The 15,377-nt window shown below is 70.7% G+C and carries 15 protein-coding genes; 4 read left to right on the top strand and 11 right to left on the bottom strand.

Translation table 11 applies throughout. The features are described from left to right. The first annotated feature begins 8 nt into the window (after positions 1–8). Entirely contained in the window at positions 9–755 is a 747-nt protein-coding gene (locus ACWD3I_RS32010; RefSeq protein WP_365407430.1) for an SDR family NAD(P)-dependent oxidoreductase, read from the top strand. 67 nt (positions 756–822) lie between these two features. Here ACWD3I_RS32010 and ACWD3I_RS32015 read toward each other — a convergent pair whose 3' ends face one another. The 9 genes from ACWD3I_RS32015 to mftA form a co-directional block, all read right to left on the bottom strand. After that, positions 823–1,563 (bottom strand): hypothetical protein, encoded by a 741-nt coding sequence (locus ACWD3I_RS32015; protein WP_365407433.1) that lies wholly within the window; start codon positions 1,561–1,563, stop codon positions 823–825. Positions 1,564–1,593: 30 nt separating this feature from the next. Then, positions 1,594–2,118: a flavin reductase family protein gene (locus ACWD3I_RS32020; protein ID WP_365407436.1), complete on the bottom strand. Its 525-nt coding sequence runs from the start codon at positions 2,116–2,118 to the stop codon at positions 1,594–1,596. After that, positions 2,115–3,296: an acyl-CoA dehydrogenase family protein gene (locus tag ACWD3I_RS32025; protein WP_365407438.1), complete on the bottom strand. Its 1,182-nt coding sequence runs from the start codon at positions 3,294–3,296 to the stop codon at positions 2,115–2,117. Before ACWD3I_RS32025 ends, ACWD3I_RS32020 begins: the two co-directional genes overlap by 4 nt. 127 nt (positions 3,297–3,423) lie before the next feature. Next, positions 3,424–4,806 carry a mycofactocin biosynthesis glycosyltransferase MftF gene (gene mftF / locus ACWD3I_RS32030; RefSeq protein WP_365407441.1) on the bottom strand — a complete coding sequence of 461 codons (1,383 nt, stop codon included), beginning with the start codon at positions 4,804–4,806 and terminating at the stop codon, positions 3,424–3,426. Further along, positions 4,803–5,522: a mycofactocin biosynthesis peptidyl-dipeptidase MftE gene (gene mftE / locus ACWD3I_RS32035; RefSeq protein ID WP_365407444.1), complete on the bottom strand. Its 720-nt coding sequence runs from the start codon at positions 5,520–5,522 to the stop codon at positions 4,803–4,805. Before mftE ends, mftF begins: the two co-directional genes overlap by 4 nt. 2 nt (positions 5,523–5,524) lie before the next feature. Further along, positions 5,525–6,724 (bottom strand): pre-mycofactocin synthase MftD, encoded by a 1,200-nt coding sequence (gene mftD / locus ACWD3I_RS32040; RefSeq protein WP_365407447.1) that lies wholly within the window; start codon positions 6,722–6,724, stop codon positions 5,525–5,527. Beyond that, a complete protein-coding gene (gene mftC / locus ACWD3I_RS32045; protein WP_365407450.1) occupies positions 6,717–7,919 on the bottom strand; it encodes a mycofactocin radical SAM maturase in 1,203 nt (400 codons plus the stop codon). The genes mftD and mftC overlap by 8 nt, the downstream gene beginning before the upstream one ends. Further along, the gene (mftB, locus tag ACWD3I_RS32050) at positions 7,916–8,191 is read right to left on the bottom strand and encodes a mycofactocin biosynthesis chaperone MftB (RefSeq protein ID WP_365407453.1); all 276 of its coding nucleotides are present in this window, start codon (positions 8,189–8,191) and stop codon (positions 7,916–7,918) included. The genes mftC and mftB overlap by 4 nt, the downstream gene beginning before the upstream one ends. Before the next feature lie 10 nt (positions 8,192–8,201). After that, entirely contained in the window at positions 8,202–8,342 is a 141-nt protein-coding gene (gene mftA, locus ACWD3I_RS32055; RefSeq protein ID WP_365407456.1) for a mycofactocin precursor MftA, read from the bottom strand. A gap of 172 nt (positions 8,343–8,514) precedes the next feature. On the opposite strand from mftA, the gene ACWD3I_RS32060 reads away from it, so the two are divergent. Next, positions 8,515–9,555 (top strand): LLM class F420-dependent oxidoreductase, encoded by a 1,041-nt coding sequence (locus ACWD3I_RS32060; protein WP_365407459.1) that lies wholly within the window; start codon positions 8,515–8,517, stop codon positions 9,553–9,555. Between the two features lie 35 nt (positions 9,556–9,590). Here the strand turns inward: ACWD3I_RS32060 and ACWD3I_RS32065 are convergent, their stop codons facing one another. Then, positions 9,591–10,412, bottom strand: coding sequence for an SDR family oxidoreductase (locus tag ACWD3I_RS32065; protein ID WP_365407462.1), 822 nt, complete (start codon positions 10,410–10,412; stop codon positions 9,591–9,593). Positions 10,413–10,694: 282 nt separating this feature from the next. Here ACWD3I_RS32065 and ACWD3I_RS32070 point away from each other — a divergent pair, with 282 nt between their 5' ends. Further along, the gene (locus ACWD3I_RS32070; RefSeq protein ID WP_365407465.1) at positions 10,695–11,399 is read left to right on the top strand and encodes a TetR/AcrR family transcriptional regulator; all 705 of its coding nucleotides are present in this window, start codon (positions 10,695–10,697) and stop codon (positions 11,397–11,399) included. 581 nt (positions 11,400–11,980) lie between these two features. On the opposite strand, the gene ACWD3I_RS32075 is transcribed toward ACWD3I_RS32070, so the two are convergent. Next, the gene (locus ACWD3I_RS32075; RefSeq protein ID WP_365407467.1) at positions 11,981–12,895 is read right to left on the bottom strand and encodes a LysR family transcriptional regulator; all 915 of its coding nucleotides are present in this window, start codon (positions 12,893–12,895) and stop codon (positions 11,981–11,983) included. A 156-nt stretch (positions 12,896–13,051) separates the two neighbouring features. Between ACWD3I_RS32075 and ACWD3I_RS32080 the strand changes: the two genes are divergently transcribed. Continuing rightward, complete coding sequence (locus ACWD3I_RS32080; protein ID WP_365407488.1) at positions 13,052–15,337, top strand: FdhF/YdeP family oxidoreductase; 2,286 nt, start codon at positions 13,052–13,054, stop codon at positions 15,335–15,337. Positions 15,338–15,377: the final 40 nt, after the last annotated feature.

Genomic DNA, 15,377 nt, shown 5'->3' on the forward strand with positions numbered 1-15,377 from the left:
ATGTGCTGATGGAACATCACGGCAGAGTCGCGCTGATCACCGGCGGCGGCCGCGGCTTCGGCAAGGCCTTCGGCGAGGCGCTGTCGGCCTTGGGCGCCCATGTCGTGCTCGCCGACATCGACGGCGCGGCGGCGGCCGAGGCGGCGGCGGAACTCACCACGAAGGGCCTGCGCGCGACCGGAGTCGCCTGTGACGTGGCCGACGAGGACGAGGTGGGCGCGGTCGTCAGCGGGGTCGTCGAACGCCACGGCGGGCTCGACATCCTGGTCAACAACGCGGGCCTGCACGCCGCCTACAACAAGCCGTTCACCGAGCTCGGCCTCGCCAAGGTGCGGCGGGTGCTCGACGTCAACGTCATGGGCACCGTCATCTGCTCGCTCGCGGCCCACGAGGCCATGCGGAACCGGCCGGGCGCCTCGATCGTCAACATCTCCTCGTCGGCGGCGTACGCGAACCGCAGCATCTACGGCGTCTCCAAGCTCGCCGTGCGCGGCCTGACGGTGTCCTTCGCGCGCGAGTTCGCCGCCTCCGGCATCCGCGTCAACGCGATCGCGCCGGGCCTGATCCTCACCGACACCGTGCGGGCCCAGCTGTCCCCGGCCGAGGCGGAGCGCGTGCTCGGCGAGCAGATCCTCCGGCAGGAGGGCCGGGAGCAGGACATCGTCGAGGCGCTGCTCTACCTGGTCTCGTCGAAGGCGTCCTTCGTCACCGGCGAGACCCTGCGTGTGACGGGCGGCTTCGCGCTCTCCGTGTAGAACTCCGCACAACACACGCCTGTGGCCCCGCGACGACTGTCCCGGGGCCACTGCTGTTGCGGCTGCCCTACACGGTGACCGGTTCGTTCGCCGGCTTGTCGGCGAGTTCCTTCTCCTCGTTCGTGATCGCCTTCAGCAGCACGTAGGGGGTGGCGATCTTCCACACCGCGTACGCGGCCGAGGGGATGATGTTCGCGAGGAGTCCGTTCCAGGCGAGCGGCCCGTCCTGGTTGAGGAAGACGAAGGCGCCCGGGATGAGCGTCACTCCCAGCACGATGCTGAGCCAGCCGTACCAGCGCGGGAAGAGCGGCTTCGGACGGGTGTGGTCGATGAACGCGGCGTATCCGATCGACCAGACCTGGAGGACGAAAATACAGGCGTTGCCCACGAACATCAGCCAGAAGATGTCGACCATCGCAGTGAGGACGTCGACGGAATGGGCCTCCGGTCGGTAGGCCGCGGCGGCGAGGATCGCGAGCGGGAAGAAGAACCCGATCGGGGCCACCACGCCCGTGGTGAGCTGGGTCATGGACAGCAGCCCCCAGCCGCCCTCGACCCGGCGCAGTTGCATGCTCGTCACGATGACGTACGGGTACTCGAACGGGACGAGCAGCACCATCAGGGCGACACAGGTGAGGATGCCCGTGCGGTGGTCCTTGAGGAAGGCGACGACGTCCTCGGGGCTTTCCGTCGGGCTCATCGGCGGAGTGAGGTGGCCCACGGCGAACGCGGCGAGGAATCCCACGAAGAGGATGACGCCGCACCACGCCGATATTCTTTGCAGTCTTATGTAGAGGTCCTTCTTCATTTGCGGCTCCCTATTTCTGCCGACCGGTGTCTACCGACCGATCTCGTGCCAGCCCACGAGGCTGTCGAGCAGCTGACCCGCGCTCGACAGGTAGTCGCCGTATCCGCCCCGGAAGAACAGCAGCGGGGGCCCCGGCGACTCGACGCGCAGGTCATGGACCCGCCCGACGACCAACAGGTGATCTCCGATCTCGACGACCTGCTCCACCGTGCAGTCGACCCAGGCGACGACGCCGTCCGGGACGGGATTGCCCAGGGGTGACGCCTGCCAGGTCGTGTCCGCGAACCGCTCCCGCGCCGGACCTGCCGCCATCCGTCGGGAGAGCCGCTCCTGGTTGCCCGCGAGCGCGTTGGCGCAGAAGCGGCCCGCGGCCTTGATCGTCCGCAGGGTCGTGGAGGAGCGGTCCGCCAGGAAGGAGACCAGGGGCGGGTCGAGCGACACGGAGGTGAAAGTGCCGACGATCATGCCGTGCGGCTGGTCCTCGCTGTCCGTGGTGGTGATCGCGACGACACTCGTGGGGAAGTTGCCCAGTACGTCGCGGAACCGACGGCTCATATCAGGATGCGCATCGACTCGGGCAGCTCAAGTCCCATCTGCGCAAGGGCGTTGGCGTGGTAGGCGGTGCCCGGCACATGGATCATGTGCTGGAGTCCGACGTGGGCGTCCCGCCAGTACCGCTGCATGGGGTTGTTGCGGCGGATCGCGTTGCCGCCGGACCGCGCGAAGATCTCGTCCAGCGCGGAGACGGCCCGCCAGGCGCAACGGACCTGGTTGCGCCGTACGTTGGCACGGTCCTCGACGCTGATCGACTTGCCGGCCTCGACCTGGTCGTACAACCGGCTGATGCCGTCGATGAGTTGGACCCGTGAGGCGGCGATCTCGGCCGCGGCCTCCCCGGCGGCGTAGAGGACGTACGGGTCGTCGCGCACCTGGACGCCGGTCACGGCGACGCGGTCCTTCTGCTGGGCCAGGTGGAGGGCGAGAGCGCCCTCGCACATGCCGATGACGGCCGCGGTGATACCGAGCGGGAACATCGAGCTGAACGGCAGTTTGTACAGGGTGTCGGTGAGTCCGAACGACTCGGCGGCCGTCCCCTCCTGGACCGCCTCCTGCCGGATCGTGCGGTACTCGGGGATGAACGCCTTGTCGACGACGACGTCCTTGCTGCCGGTGCCCGCCAGTCCGACGACGTCCCAGGTGCCGTCGATGATCTCGTAGTCGGAGCGGGGCAGCACGACGTGCATCACGGTGATGGGCCCGGCGGGCTTCCCCTTGCCGTCCCCGAGGAGCGCGCCGAGGAAGTCCCAGCGGCAGTGGTCGCTGCCGGAGGAGAACGGCCAGCGACCACTGAGGACGTAGCCGCCGTCCACCGGGTCGGCGACGCCGTTGGGCATGTAGGGCGAGGCGATCCAGGTGTCCGGGTCGTCGTCCCACACCTCGTGGGCGAGCCGCGGGTCCATCTGGGCCAGTTCCCACGGGTGGACCCCGACGACACCGCACACCCAGCCGGCGGCACCGTCGTGCCGGGCGACCGCCATCACCGCTTCCGCGAAGTCCCGGGGGTGAGCGCCGAATCCACCGAACTCCTTGGGTTGCAGCAGCCGTATGACCCCCGCGGACCGGAGCAGTTCGACGGTCCGGTCGCTCAGCTTGCCGAGTGACTCGTTCTCGTCGGCGAGCCCGGCCAGTTCAACACCCAACTCCTCGACACGGCCGACCACTTCATGCGTCACTCCGCACACCTCCTGGTGACTGATCCCTCGCACGGGCCGCACGTCGCCGGCGGCCGGACGGCCTCAGTGTCGGGGGGTGGGACCGACGCCCGCTGCGTGCTTTCCGCTGACCGGGACTGGGTCGGCCTCAGCGCGTGACGCGGGGGCGGAGCACGGCGGTGGAGCGGCCCTTGAGGGCGGAGAACCACACACCGGCGCCGTACGCGAGGTCGTCGAGGCGGCGGGCGACGCCGTAGCGGAGGGGGTCGAGCGTGGCTTGATCACGACGGTACTCGAGGGCGATGTCGGCCAGCGCGGCGACCGTCGTGGCGCGGCGCACCCGGCGGGAGACCGCACAGCCGGCGACCGTCAGCGGCCACCAGTGGCGGGTCAGCAGAGCGGACGTCTGGGTCAGGGTGCCCAGCGCGCCGTTGGCGGTGAGCCGTGCGGCCAGGCGGTAGGGGTGCCGGGTGCCGTCGAGCTTGCGGGCGATGCGTACGCCGACGACGCCGAGGACAGCTCCCGCGACCGGGGCCGACCAGCGCCGTTGGACGAGCAGGGCGCCGGCGAACGCGATGCTCCACGGGGCGAACACGGCGGGTGCGATGTTCTCGGGGTGCCGCTGGGCGAGGGGATGCGCGCCGCTGCCGTAGACGGCCTTGCGCCGGAACCAGTCCCCCAGGCGCACGCGATGTTCGTGGTGGGCCTGTACGGCGGGCTCGTACCGCACCCGGCGGCCCGCCGCGACCAGCCGCCAGCACAGGTCGACGTCCTCGCCGACCCGCATGCGCTCGTCGAAGCCGTCCGTCACCGCGTCCACCCGGGCCACGACGCAGGCCGAGGACGCCCAGGAGACGGGGGTGCCGGGGCGTACCGGGGCCGGATGGGCGCCGAGGTCGAGTGAGGATCTGGCGTTCTCGTACCGTTCGATCCAGGTCGTGGCGGCGGGCAGCCCGGTGATGCGGGGGACTGCCATGGCGACGCGGGGGTCGGCGAAGTGCCGGAGCAGGGTCGGGACGGTGTCGGGGGTCAGCACGATGTCGGAGTCGGCGAAGACCACGAACGGGGTGGTGACCAGGCGGAGTCCGGTGTTGCGCGCGCCGGCCGGTCCGACGTTGGCGGCCAGGGCGACGAGCCGGGCGCCGTGTTCGGCGGCGACCTCGGCCACGGCGGCCGGGCGTCGCGAGGCGTCGTCGACCACGATCACGGGGGTGTCCGCGCCGATGCTCCGCAGCAGCCGGTCCAGTTGGCGCGGGCGGTCGCGGACCGGTACGACGACCGTGCAGCGGGGGTCGGAGGGCGCCGGGAGCGAGGCGGGGACGGGATGGGCCATGCCGGTGTCGAGCAGCCGGTCGGCCAGGAGCGCGCTCGCCGCGTCGCGCACGGGGAGCGTTCTGCCGGCGAGGAGCCGTCGGGCCCTCGGGGTCAGCCTCAGCAGCCGGGTGGGGAAGCCACCGAGGAGGGCGTGGCCGCCGTCGACCACCCGGGTGTGCCGGTCGAGTTCGACGACGAAGCCGACGGGAAGCGTCATCGGCGTTCCACCGTGGCGAGGCGGCCCCGGCCGTCGACGGCCCAGGCCGTGATCCGCCGGACCGTGGCGGACACCGTCGCGTCCAGTACCCGGCGCCCCTCCTCGGCCGACGCGCCGGTGGGATCGCCGAGGACACCGGAGGGTGAGACCGCGCGCACGCCGTGGGCCATCAGCTCCGGCAGCAGGACGGCCAGCGGTCGTGTGTCGCCGGTGACCGCGGCATCGGGACGTACGCGCTCCGGCGCCAGGTGCAGCATGAGGGAGGTCTCCGTACGGCCGGCGTGGGCGTCGCCGCCGGATGTCTCGCAAGCGGTCCAGGCGACGTCGTGGCCCTCCGTGCGCAGCAGGCCCAGGGCCGTGTCGAGGGCGGCGGTGTTGCCGCCGTGTCCGTTGACGAAGACGACTCTGCCCGCCCACAGGGACAGGGAGCGTGTCAGCTCCACCAGCACCGCGCGCAGTGCCTCGTGTCCCATCGAGACGGTCCCCGGGAAGTCCGCGTGTTCGCCGCTCGCGCCGTAGGCGAGCGGGGGTGCCACCAGAGGCTGACCGGGAAGGACGTCGGCCGTCCGCCGTGCGACGGCGTGGGCGACCGTGGTGTCGGTGTCGAACGGCAGGTGCGGACCGTGTTGTTCGGTGGAGCCGACCGGGACCAGCACGAGCGCCCCGGTCGGTACGGCCGGCCAGACGCTGTCACCCAGGGTTCGACGTACGACCATGTTCAGCCGGCCGTGGCGAGGTGCTCCCCGCCGCCCAGAGTCAGCGCGAAGCCGGGAGGCATGACCAGGTCCCCGGGTCCCAACTCGTGGACCGAGGAGTGTCCGAGGCCCAGCACGGCCGAGTCCAGCCCGCCGCGCAGGATGTCCAGCACGTTCTCGACACCGGCCTGTCCGTTCGCCGCCAGACCCCAGAGGTAGGCGCGGCCGATCAGGACGGCGCGGGCGCCGAGGGCGAGTGCCTTCGCGACGTCGCCGCCGCGGCGTACCCCGCCGTCCAGCAGGACTTCGATCTGGTCGCCGACGGCTTCGGCGACGGAGGGGAGGATCCGGATGGTGGCCGGGGTGGTGTCCAGGTTGTTTCCGCCGTGGTTGGAGACGGACAGGGCCGTCACCCCGGCGTCGACCGCCCGCTTGGCGTCGTCGACCCGGGTCACGCCCTTGAGGAGGAAGGGGCCGTCCCACTCCTCACGCAGCCACTTGACGTCCTCCCAGGTGGGCGGCGGGGTCTGCATCCACTCGCCGTAGGCACCGAAGAAGGTCGGGGCGCCGCCGCCGGGAGCCGTCAGGTTCGGCACGGTGAGGTCGGGGACGCGGCCGGACCTGGCGTACCGCCACAGCCACCCGGGACGGGGCAGTACGTCGGGGGCGAACCGCAGCATGGTCCTGAGGTCGAGCTTGTCCGGGATGGCGGGGCTGCCCCAGTCGCGGCCGTGGGAGAAGGACCAGTCGAGGGTGACGATGAGCGCCTTGGCACCGGCGGCCCTGGCCCGGTCCATGCGCTGCACCATGGTGTCGCGGGTGCCGCTCCAGTAGAGCTGGAAGAAGAGGTCGGGCCGGGCGGCGGCGACCTCCTCCACGGGCTTGCTCGCGAACGAGCTGAGGCCCATGATCACACCCCGGCTCGCGGCGGCGCGGGCCACGGCCACCTCTCCGTCGGGGTCGACGGCCTGTACGCCGGTGGGTGAGATGAGCACGGGCAGCCGGGTGGGCACGCCCAGGACGGTCGTGGACAGGTCGCGTGCGGCCTGGTGGCCCACGACGCGTGGGGCGAAGCCCAGTTCGGCGAAGGCGGCCATGTTGTCGTCGATCGTGCGGCCGCGCTCCGAGCCGGCGACGAGTGCGCCGTAGACGGAGCGCGGCAGTTGCTTCTTCGCCCTGCGCTGCGCTTCGGCGACCGTCTCGAACCAGGGGTTCCTAGGCATGTGCCGCGTCCTTTCCGGTGGCTGCCGGAACCAGCCCGGCCAGCGGGTTCTCGTCGCAGTCGCTGACCGGTGGACGGCGGGTGAGGACGAGATCGACCGTCCGGCGGGAGTGGTCGCCGGACGGCTTCGGTACCCGGGTTCCGTCACGGTGCGACAGCAGTTGCTCCCCGTACCCCTGTACGCACTCGGGGTCCGGGCCGTCCAGTGGCAGCCCGGTGAAGAACTTCGCGGCCATGCAGCCGCCCTTGCAGGTGTCGTAGAACGCGCAGGAGGCGCAGGCCCCGCCGTGCTGGGGGGTGCGCAGCCGCCGGAACAGCTCGGAGTCGCGCCACACTCCGCGAAAGCCGCCCGGTTCACGGACGTTGCCGGCGAGGAACTCCTCGTGGATGGCGAACGGGCAGGCGTAGACGTCGCCAACCGGGTCGATCAGGCAGACGACGCGTCCCGCGCCGCACAGGTTGAGACCGGGCAGAGCCTGACCGTACGCGGAGAGGTGGAAGAAGGAGTCCCCGGTCAGCACGTTGTCCCCGCGGGCCAACAGCCAGTCGTACAAATCGCGTTGCTGCCCGGCCGTCGGGTGCAGCTCGTCCCAGACGTCGGCGCCGCGCCCGGAGGGGCGCAGTCTGGTCAGGCGCAGTTGGGCGCCGAAGCGGTCGGCGAGGGCCTTGAAGTCGTCGAGCTGGGGGATGTTGTGGCGGGTGCAGACCACCGAGATCTTGAAGTTCTTCATGCCGGCGGCGGCCAGGTTCTCCAGGGCCCTGAGCGCTGTGGCGTACGAACCCGTCCCGCGTACCGCGTCGTTGACGTCGGCGGTGGCGCCGTCGAGCGAGATCTGGACGTCGACGTAGTCGTTGCCGGCGAGGCGTCGGGCAGCCTCGGGGGTGATCCGGACGCCGTTGGTGGAGAACTTGACTCCCACGCGGTGGGCCGTGGCGTAGTCCAGGAGTTCCCAGAAGTCGGCGCGGACGGTGGGCTCGCCGCCGCCGATGTTGACGTAGAAGACCTGCATGGCCTCCAGTTCGTCGATGACGGCCTTGGCCTCCTCGGTGGTCAGTTCGCGGGGATCGCGTCGGCCGGAGCTGGACAGGCAGTGGGCGCAGGCCAGATTGCAGGCGTAGGTCAGCTCCCAGGTGAGGCAGATCGGCGCGTCGAGCCCGTGCTCGAACAGGTCGACCAGCCGCGGCGTGGCGGTCATGAGGTCCTTCCGACGAGCATCGAAGACTCGGCGAGCGCGCCCAGGGCCCGGCCGTAGCGGGCGAGTTCGGCTTCGTCGACGCCTGCGGCCAGACAGGCGTCCCGGGCCGTGCGCGTATGGGCGAGGTGCTCCACGACCGCGAGCAGCCGGCGGTCCTTGAGGAACGTCAGCCTGCGGGTGCCGAAGTGGTAGAGCAGCGCGCCGAAGGGTTCCGGCCGCACCGAGACCTGCGGATGCAGGTCCCAGGCGCGGTCGAGGTCCGTCGTTGTCATGGGGCGGCGCCTAGTAGACGCCGCACATGCCGTCGATGGAGATCTCCTCCAGGAGATCCTCGGCTTCGATCAGTGAAGGCGGTGCCTCGTCCTGGTCGGTCTCGGCCAGGACGGCGGTTTCGTCGGTCGGGGCGGAGCGGAGTTCGTTCATGCGACTCTCCCTGGGCATCCCGTGGCGCTGCGAGCGCGGCGTGGACCGTTCCTCTCGGATGTCCGGAGATTAATGGCACCGTGTGTCAAAAGTGAAGGGGTACGAGCGCCCTACCGGAACCAACTGCCTATAGAGTGCACTTTATTCGCGGGCGTGGGAGGGTGGGATCGGGATGCGCATCGGTATGCCCCTGAGCTACAGCGGCGGTTTCAAGGAGACCGTCGCCGGTCTTCGTGACTACGAGAAGGCCGGGCTGGACATCGTCTTCGTCCCCGAGGCCTACTCTTTCGACGCGATCAGCCAGCTCGGTTTCATCGCGGCGCGCACCGAACGTCTCGAGATCGCCTCCGGAATCCTCCAGATCTACACCCGCACGCCCACCCTGACGGCGATGACGGCCGCCGGCCTCGACCACGTCTCCGACGGACGGTTCACCCTGGGCATCGGCGCCTCCGGGCCACAGGTGATCGAGGGTTTCCACGGACAGCCGTACACCGCTCCCTTGGCGCGTACCCGCGAGATCGTGGAGATCTGCCGGTCCGTCTGGCGCCGGGAAGAGGTCGTGCACGCAGGCCGCCACTACCGGATACCGCTTCCGCCTGAGCAGGGCACGGGACTGGGCAAACCCCTCAAGCTCATCAACCGGCCGGTACGCGAACGCGTCCCGATCGTGCTCGCCGCCATCGGACCGAAGAACGTGGCCCTGGCCGCCGAGATCGCCGAGGGCTGGATGCCGATGTTCTTCCACCCCGAGCGAGCGGCCGAGGTGTGGGGCCCGGCGCTGGCCGACGGCACGGCCCGGCGGGATCCGGCCCTCGGCGCGCTCGACGTGGTGGCCTCACCACCCCTCGCCATCGGCGAGGACGTGAGAGACCTGATCGATCTCGCCCGGCCCCAACTGGCGCTGTACATCGGCGGAATGGGGGCCCGCGGCCACAACTTCTACAACGACCTCGCCCGCCGCTACGGGTACGAGTCCGAGGCCGCCACCATCCAGGACCTGTATCTGTCCGGCCGCAAGGACGAGGCCGCGGCCGCCGTGCCCGCGGAACTGCTGCGGGCGACCTCTCTGATCGGCCCCGCCTCCTACGTCGCCGAACGGCTGGAGGCCTTCCGGGACGCCGGCGTCACCACGCTCCAGGTCCGCCCCCTTGCACACTCCGTGGCGCAGCGGCTGAGCGATGTCGAGAGCCTCAGGGCGATGGCGTCATGAGCCCACCGCACGGCCGCGTGTGACGGCGTGCGGTATCACTCGTCCTGCACGGCGGCGCACAGGCCGCCGTCGACGACGACGTCGACACCGTTCACGAAGCTCGCCTCGTCGGACAGCAGGAACGCGGCGACGGCGGCGACCTCCTCGTACCGACCGGTGCGGCCCAGCGGTGTGCGCCGGATGAGCTGCTGCACCGCCTCGTGCCGAGCCGCCTCCAGCCGGGTCTGCGGGGTGTCGATCGCGCCGGGCGACACCGAGCACGCGCGTGCGCCCACCGGCCCCAGCCGCACCGCCTCGGCCCGGGCGAAGCGCTGCATTCCGTAGGTGGCCCACGGATAGGCCCACGCGGGGTCCTCGACCGCCGGGCCGATCGCCGCGCGGAGCTGGTCGAGGAATCCCTCCTGCGCCGCGTCGTCCAGGACGGCCGCGACCACCGGGTCGGGCTCGATGTGAGCGATCAGCGGGGACACCGAGGCACAGAACACGAAGGCCGTACCGGCGGTGGCCAGTGGCCGGAGCGCCTCGGTGAGCAGGACGGGTCCCATGAGGTCGACCTCGATGATCCCGCGCCAGTCGGCGTCCTCCGGCTCGACGCTCTCGGCATGCGCCACGGCGCGCAGCGTGCCGAGCTCACCGACGCGGCCGGCCAGGTCGGCGAGGCTGTCCAGGTCGGTGACATCCACCGCGAACGACTCGACGACGGCCCTCCCGTGGCCCGACAGGTCCTTCGCCACCGCGGCCGCGGCCGCGTCGTTCCGGTCCGTGAGCAACAGCACGTCCACCATGGCGGCGAGGCGCCTCGCGCATGCCTCCCCCGTCCCACGACCCGCACCGGTGGCAATACCTACCGTGGTCATGCGCCACTCCTCACTCGAAACACTCGTCACGGGGTGAGTGTCTCGCGGCTCTCGGTATTCGTCGCGGTCCCGGCGTGCCCGAGCCACCGGCTCTCCACGCGATGATCGCGTGGAGAGCCGGCCCATGTCCTGCCTGAGCTCCGTCTTTTAACGTACCGTTTGGTCCAGCAAACTGAGGGATGCCCCGGGTCCACTTCCCCCGGATGTGCGCGAAGCCGTCCGACGTGGTCCCGGGAGTCCGTTTCGATCGATACGTCGTCACGTCAAGCGGGGAGAGAACACATGCCACGACCGCCGGGCCACGGACCGGGCTTCGAGGTCAGACGCCAGAAGATCATCGACGTCGCGGCGGAACTGTTCGCCCAGCAGGGATACGCGGCCACCTCCATCAACGACCTGGGCCGGGCGGTCGGGCTCGCCAAGGGCGCCCTGTACTACTACATCGGCTCCAAGGAGAACCTTCTCGTCGAGATCCAGGCGCGGGTGATGGGACCGCTGCTGTCCCGCACCCGGCAGATCGCCGAACTCGACGTGGACCCGCTGGTACGCCTGCGGCTGCTGTCGGAGTCGCTGCTGACGATCATCTTCCGCAGGCTCGACCACATCTGGGTCTACGAGCACGATTACCGAAGTCTCAGCGGTGCCGAGTTGAAGACCCTGCTGGGCCAGCGCTCCGAGTTCGAGGAACTCATCTCGGGGCTGCTGGCGGAGGCCGTCGGCCAGGGCACCTTCCGCGCGCTGCCACCGCGGCTGGCCACCCTGCAGTTCCTCAACCTCCACAACCACACCTACCAGTGGGTCAAGCCCGACGGACAGTGGGACGCGACCTTCCTGGCCCGTGAGTACTGCGTGACCCTGTTCCGCGGATTCGGCGCCCCCGACCATGCGCTGCCGAGAGTCGAGGAGCAGGCAGAGGCGTTCAAGCGGGACCGGCCCGGCATGCCACTGGACCCCGAGGCGGCGTGGGAGACCCGCCCCGCCGACTGACCGACGACCCGGCCGTCCCCCACGCCTGCCGGTCGGCACGTGCGTGCCCATCGGACAGGGAAGCCCGTCGGCCGCCCCACCCTCGGAGATCGGCCAGGAAGTCGCACCGGTCTCGATGTCGACGACCGCGCGATGACAGGGGCGGTCGACTCCGGAACGCCCGGGCCCACGAGGAGCACCTGGTCGTCCCGGCAGGCGTGGAGGTCCGCGTCCCGGCGGGCACGGCCGGTGCGGTCGGCATCCAGGCCGGTCGGCTCGCCAGGGCCGACTGGTTCCGAGGGGACGCGGCATCGCGATCTCCCGACGGATTCCGGGGAGACACGGCATCGAGATCCCCCGACGGATTCCGGGGGGAACGCGGCATCGCGATCCGGAGCCCGTTCGTGCCGCGGTACGCGCGGGACACCCGACGCGACCGCCCTCCGCCAATCGACCGAGGCAGACCGGCTCACCCCGCCGATCGCGCAGGTCCTGCCGACCGGCGGGCCTCCGAAGCGCACCGCCTGCCGGCGGCGGGCGGTCTGCCAGGGCGCGTGGCGCTCACCTTCTGAGCCCGGCCGGTGGCCGGCCCGCCCCGCCGGCTACTCGGGCAGCCGCTCCAGCGCCGCCGAGATCCCGGACCGCTCCACCACATCCATCAGCGCCTGTCCGATCACGGAGACGGGCTCGCGGGCCGGCAGCACCAGGCCGATCTGTTCGGATCGGACGGGTCGGACCAGCGGGACGGCGTGCATGCCCGCGGGGACGCCGAAGACGTGGAGCCAGGCGTACGGGACGATGCTCGCCCATTGTCCGGCCCTGACCTGGGCGAACAGGGAGGCGATCGAGTCGGTCTCCACGCGCGGGGTCACGGAGACGCCGACGGTCGCGAACACCGCGTCGAGGATCTGACGCCCCTGCATCATCGGGTCCAGCAGGCACAGGGGGTACTGGGCCGCCTCCTCCCAGGAGATGTCCACGGGGCCGGTGTCGGGGGCGGACCGCTGGGTCAAGAGAACGTGGCGTTCCCGGTACAGCGGGACGAACTTGAGGTCGTGGTCCGCGACCGAGCTCTGGTAGGTCACGGCGGCGTCGAGTTCGTATGCGCGAAGCCGGTTCACGATGTCCTCGGCCCGCAGGTCGGCGAAGACCTGGACGGTCGCCAGCGGGTTGGCGGCGCAGAACGGCTGGGTCAGCAGCCCCACCGCCGTGGAGGCCGTGGGCACGGTCCCGATGCGCAGACGGCCGCTGAGGCCGGCCCGCAGTGCCTGGATCTCGTTCTCCATGGCGTCCCGGTCGGCGAGGATCCGCTGGGCCCACAGGACGACCCGCTCGCCCTCCGGGGTGAGCCCGTCGAACCGGCGTCCCCGCTGGACCAGGGGGATGCCGAGCTCCTCCTCCAGCTTCCGGATGCCCTCGGACAGGGCCGGCTGGGAGACGTAGCAGGCCTGCGCCGCCTTGGCGAAGTGGCGGACCCGGGCGAGGGCGACGAGGTACTCGAGTTGACGGAGCAGCACCCCTCAATGATCCACCGCTTGCGGGGATCCGGGGCCGACGGCTGCGCCGGTGTGATCGGTGCGGCCTATCACGCGATAACAACTACCGCTTTGACCTGGACCGATGCGCTGACGAAGAGTGAGGGGGCGAACAGCTGGGAGAGGGCGTGGTGCTCGATGCGGGACATCGGCGAACCGGACGAGAGCGAGCTGTCGGTGACGGCTCCCAAGACCTGGGCCGCGGGCGCTCCAGGGGTCGTGCACGCCCTGCAGTACGCGCTGGGCCAGACCTCGCCGAAGCGCACCGCGCTCACCCTGCTCACCATCAACCAGGCGAAGGGCATCGACTGCCCGGGCTGTGCCTGGCCGGAGCCCGCGCCGGGCAAGCGGCACCTCAACGAGTACTGCGAGAACGGCGCCAAGCACATCAGTGACGAGGCCACCTCCCAGCGGGTGACCGCCGAGTTCTTCCAGCGGTACTCCGTCGACGAGCTGAGCCGTAGGTCGGACTACTGGCTCAACCAGCAGGGGCGGCTGACCGAGCCGATGGTGCTGCGCGAGGGCGCGTCCCACTACGAGCCCATCGGCTGGGACGAAGCGCTGGAGCTGCTCGCCCATGAGCTGCGCGCCCTGGACCACCCGGACGAGGCGCTGTTCTACACCTCCGGGCGGCTGGCGAACGAGCCGGCGTTCCTGCTCCAGCTGTTCGCCCGGGCCTTCGGCACCAACAACCTGCCGGACTGCTCCAACATGTGCCACGAGTCCAGCGGCTCAGCGCTCAACGAGACCCTGGGCATCGGCAAGGGCAGCGTCACGCTCGACGACCTGTACAACGCCGACCTCGTCTTCGTCGTAGGCCAGAACCCCGGCACCAACCATCCGCGGATGCTGTCCGCGCTGGAGGAGACCAAGCGCCGCGGTGGCAGTGTCGTCGCCGTCAATCCGCTGCCCGAGGCCGGGCTCATGCGCTTCAAGAACCCCCAGAAGGCGCGCGGCATCGTCGGCCGGGGCACGGCCATCGCCGACCAGTTCCTGCAGATCCGGCCCGGTGGTGACCTGGCCCTCTTCCAGGCGCTGAACCTGATGCTGATCGAGGCCGAGGACAAGGAGCCGGGCACCGTCCTGGACCGGGAGTTCATCGACGCGCACACCACCGGCTACGAGGCCTTCGCCGAGCATCTGCGGGCCACGACGTCGTGGGACGAGGTCCTGGAGGCCACGGGGCTGAGCCAGGACGAGATCGAGCAGGTGCACGCACGGGTCCTGGAGAGCCGTGGCGTCATCGTCTGCTGGGCCATGGGCCTGACGCAGCACAAGCACGGTGTGCCCACCATCAGGGAGGTGGTCAACTTCCTTCTGCTGCGGGGCAACATCGGCCGCCCGGGCGCGGGGGTGTGTCCGGTCCGCGGGCACAGCAACGTGCAGGGCGACCGCACGATGGGCATCTGGGAGCGCATGCCCCAGTCGTTCCTGGACCGGCTGGGCGACGAGTTCGGCTTCACCGCGCCGACGGCGCACGGTCTGGACTCCGTCGACTCCATCCGGGCCATGCTCGACGGACGGGCCAAGGTCTTCCTCGGTGTCGCGGGCAACTTCGTGCGGGCCACGCCCGACAGCGACGTCACCGAGCGCGCCATGCGCAACTGCCGTCTGACCGCGCACATCTCGACGAAGCTCAACCGCTCCCACACGGTGTGCGGACGCACGGCGCTCATCCTGCCGACGCTCGGCCGCAGCGACCGGGACGTCCAGGCAGGCGGGGAGCAGTTCATGACGGTCGAGGACTCCATGAGCGAGGTCCACGCCACCCGCGGCCGGCTCGCCCCCGCGTCCGCGCGGCTGCTGAGCGAGGTCGCCATCATCAGCCGCCTCGCCCGCAAGGTCCTGGGCTCCGCACCCGAGATCCCCTGGGAGGACTTCGAGGCCGACTACGGCCTCGTCCGCGACCGCATCTCCCGAGTCGTCGAAGGCTTCGAGGACTTCGACGAGCGGGTCCGGCGCCCCGGCGGCTTCCGGCTGCCCAACCCGGTCAACGACAGGGTTTTCCGGACGCCCGGCGGGAAGGCCGTCTTCAGCGTCAACGACTTCACGATGCTCCGGGCCCCGAAGGGCCATCTGATCCTGCAGACCCTGCGCTCGCACGACCAGTGGAACACCGTTCCCTACGCGATGGACGACCGCTACCGGGGCATCAAGGGCGGCCGCCGCGTCGTCCTCGTGAACTCCGCCGACCTCGCCGACCTCGATCTGCCGGACGGCAGCCTCGTCGATCTGGTCAGCGTCTGGTCCGACGGATCGGAGCGCCGCGCGGACGCCTTCCGTGTCGTCGCCTACCCCACTCCCCGGGGTTCGGCCGCCGCGTACTACCCGGAGACCAATGTGCTGGTGCCGCTCGACAGCGTCGCGGACATCAGCAACACGCCGACGTCGAAGAGCGTGATCGTCCGGCTGGAACAGCGGTAGTCGCCTTCTGGCCACGGCTGTTCGACAACGTCACTGCCCG

The organism is Streptomyces sp. NPDC002817 (assembly GCF_053592055.1).

Bases quoted from the DNA above. Each gene is read 5' to 3' on its own strand.
- ACWD3I_RS32010 (WP_365407430.1), top strand. From the start codon at position 9: ATGGAACATCACGGCAGAGTCGCGCTGATCACCGGCGGCGGCCGCGGC.
- ACWD3I_RS32015 (WP_365407433.1), bottom strand. From the start codon at position 1,563: ATGAAGAAGGACCTCTACATAAGACTGCAAAGAATATCGGCGTGGTGC.
- ACWD3I_RS32020 (WP_365407436.1), bottom strand. From the start codon at position 2,118: ATGAGCCGTCGGTTCCGCGACGTACTGGGCAACTTCCCCACGAGTGTC.
- mftF (WP_365407441.1), bottom strand. From the start codon at position 4,806: ATGACGCTTCCCGTCGGCTTCGTCGTCGAACTCGACCGGCACACCCGG.
- mftE (WP_365407444.1), bottom strand. From the start codon at position 5,522: ATGGTCGTACGTCGAACCCTGGGTGACAGCGTCTGGCCGGCCGTACCG.
- mftD (WP_365407447.1), bottom strand. From the start codon at position 6,724: ATGCCTAGGAACCCCTGGTTCGAGACGGTCGCCGAAGCGCAGCGCAGG.
- mftC (WP_365407450.1), bottom strand. From the start codon at position 7,919: ATGACCGCCACGCCGCGGCTGGTCGACCTGTTCGAGCACGGGCTCGAC.
- mftB (WP_365407453.1), bottom strand. From the start codon at position 8,191: ATGACAACGACGGACCTCGACCGCGCCTGGGACCTGCATCCGCAGGTC.
- mftA (WP_365407456.1), bottom strand. From the start codon at position 8,342: ATGAACGAACTCCGCTCCGCCCCGACCGACGAAACCGCCGTCCTGGCC.
- ACWD3I_RS32060 (WP_365407459.1), top strand. From the start codon at position 8,515: ATGCGCATCGGTATGCCCCTGAGCTACAGCGGCGGTTTCAAGGAGACC.
- ACWD3I_RS32065 (WP_365407462.1), bottom strand. From the start codon at position 10,412: ATGACCACGGTAGGTATTGCCACCGGTGCGGGTCGTGGGACGGGGGAG.
- ACWD3I_RS32070 (WP_365407465.1), top strand. From the start codon at position 10,695: ATGCCACGACCGCCGGGCCACGGACCGGGCTTCGAGGTCAGACGCCAG.
- ACWD3I_RS32080 (WP_365407488.1), top strand. From the start codon at position 13,052: ATGCGGGACATCGGCGAACCGGACGAGAGCGAGCTGTCGGTGACGGCT.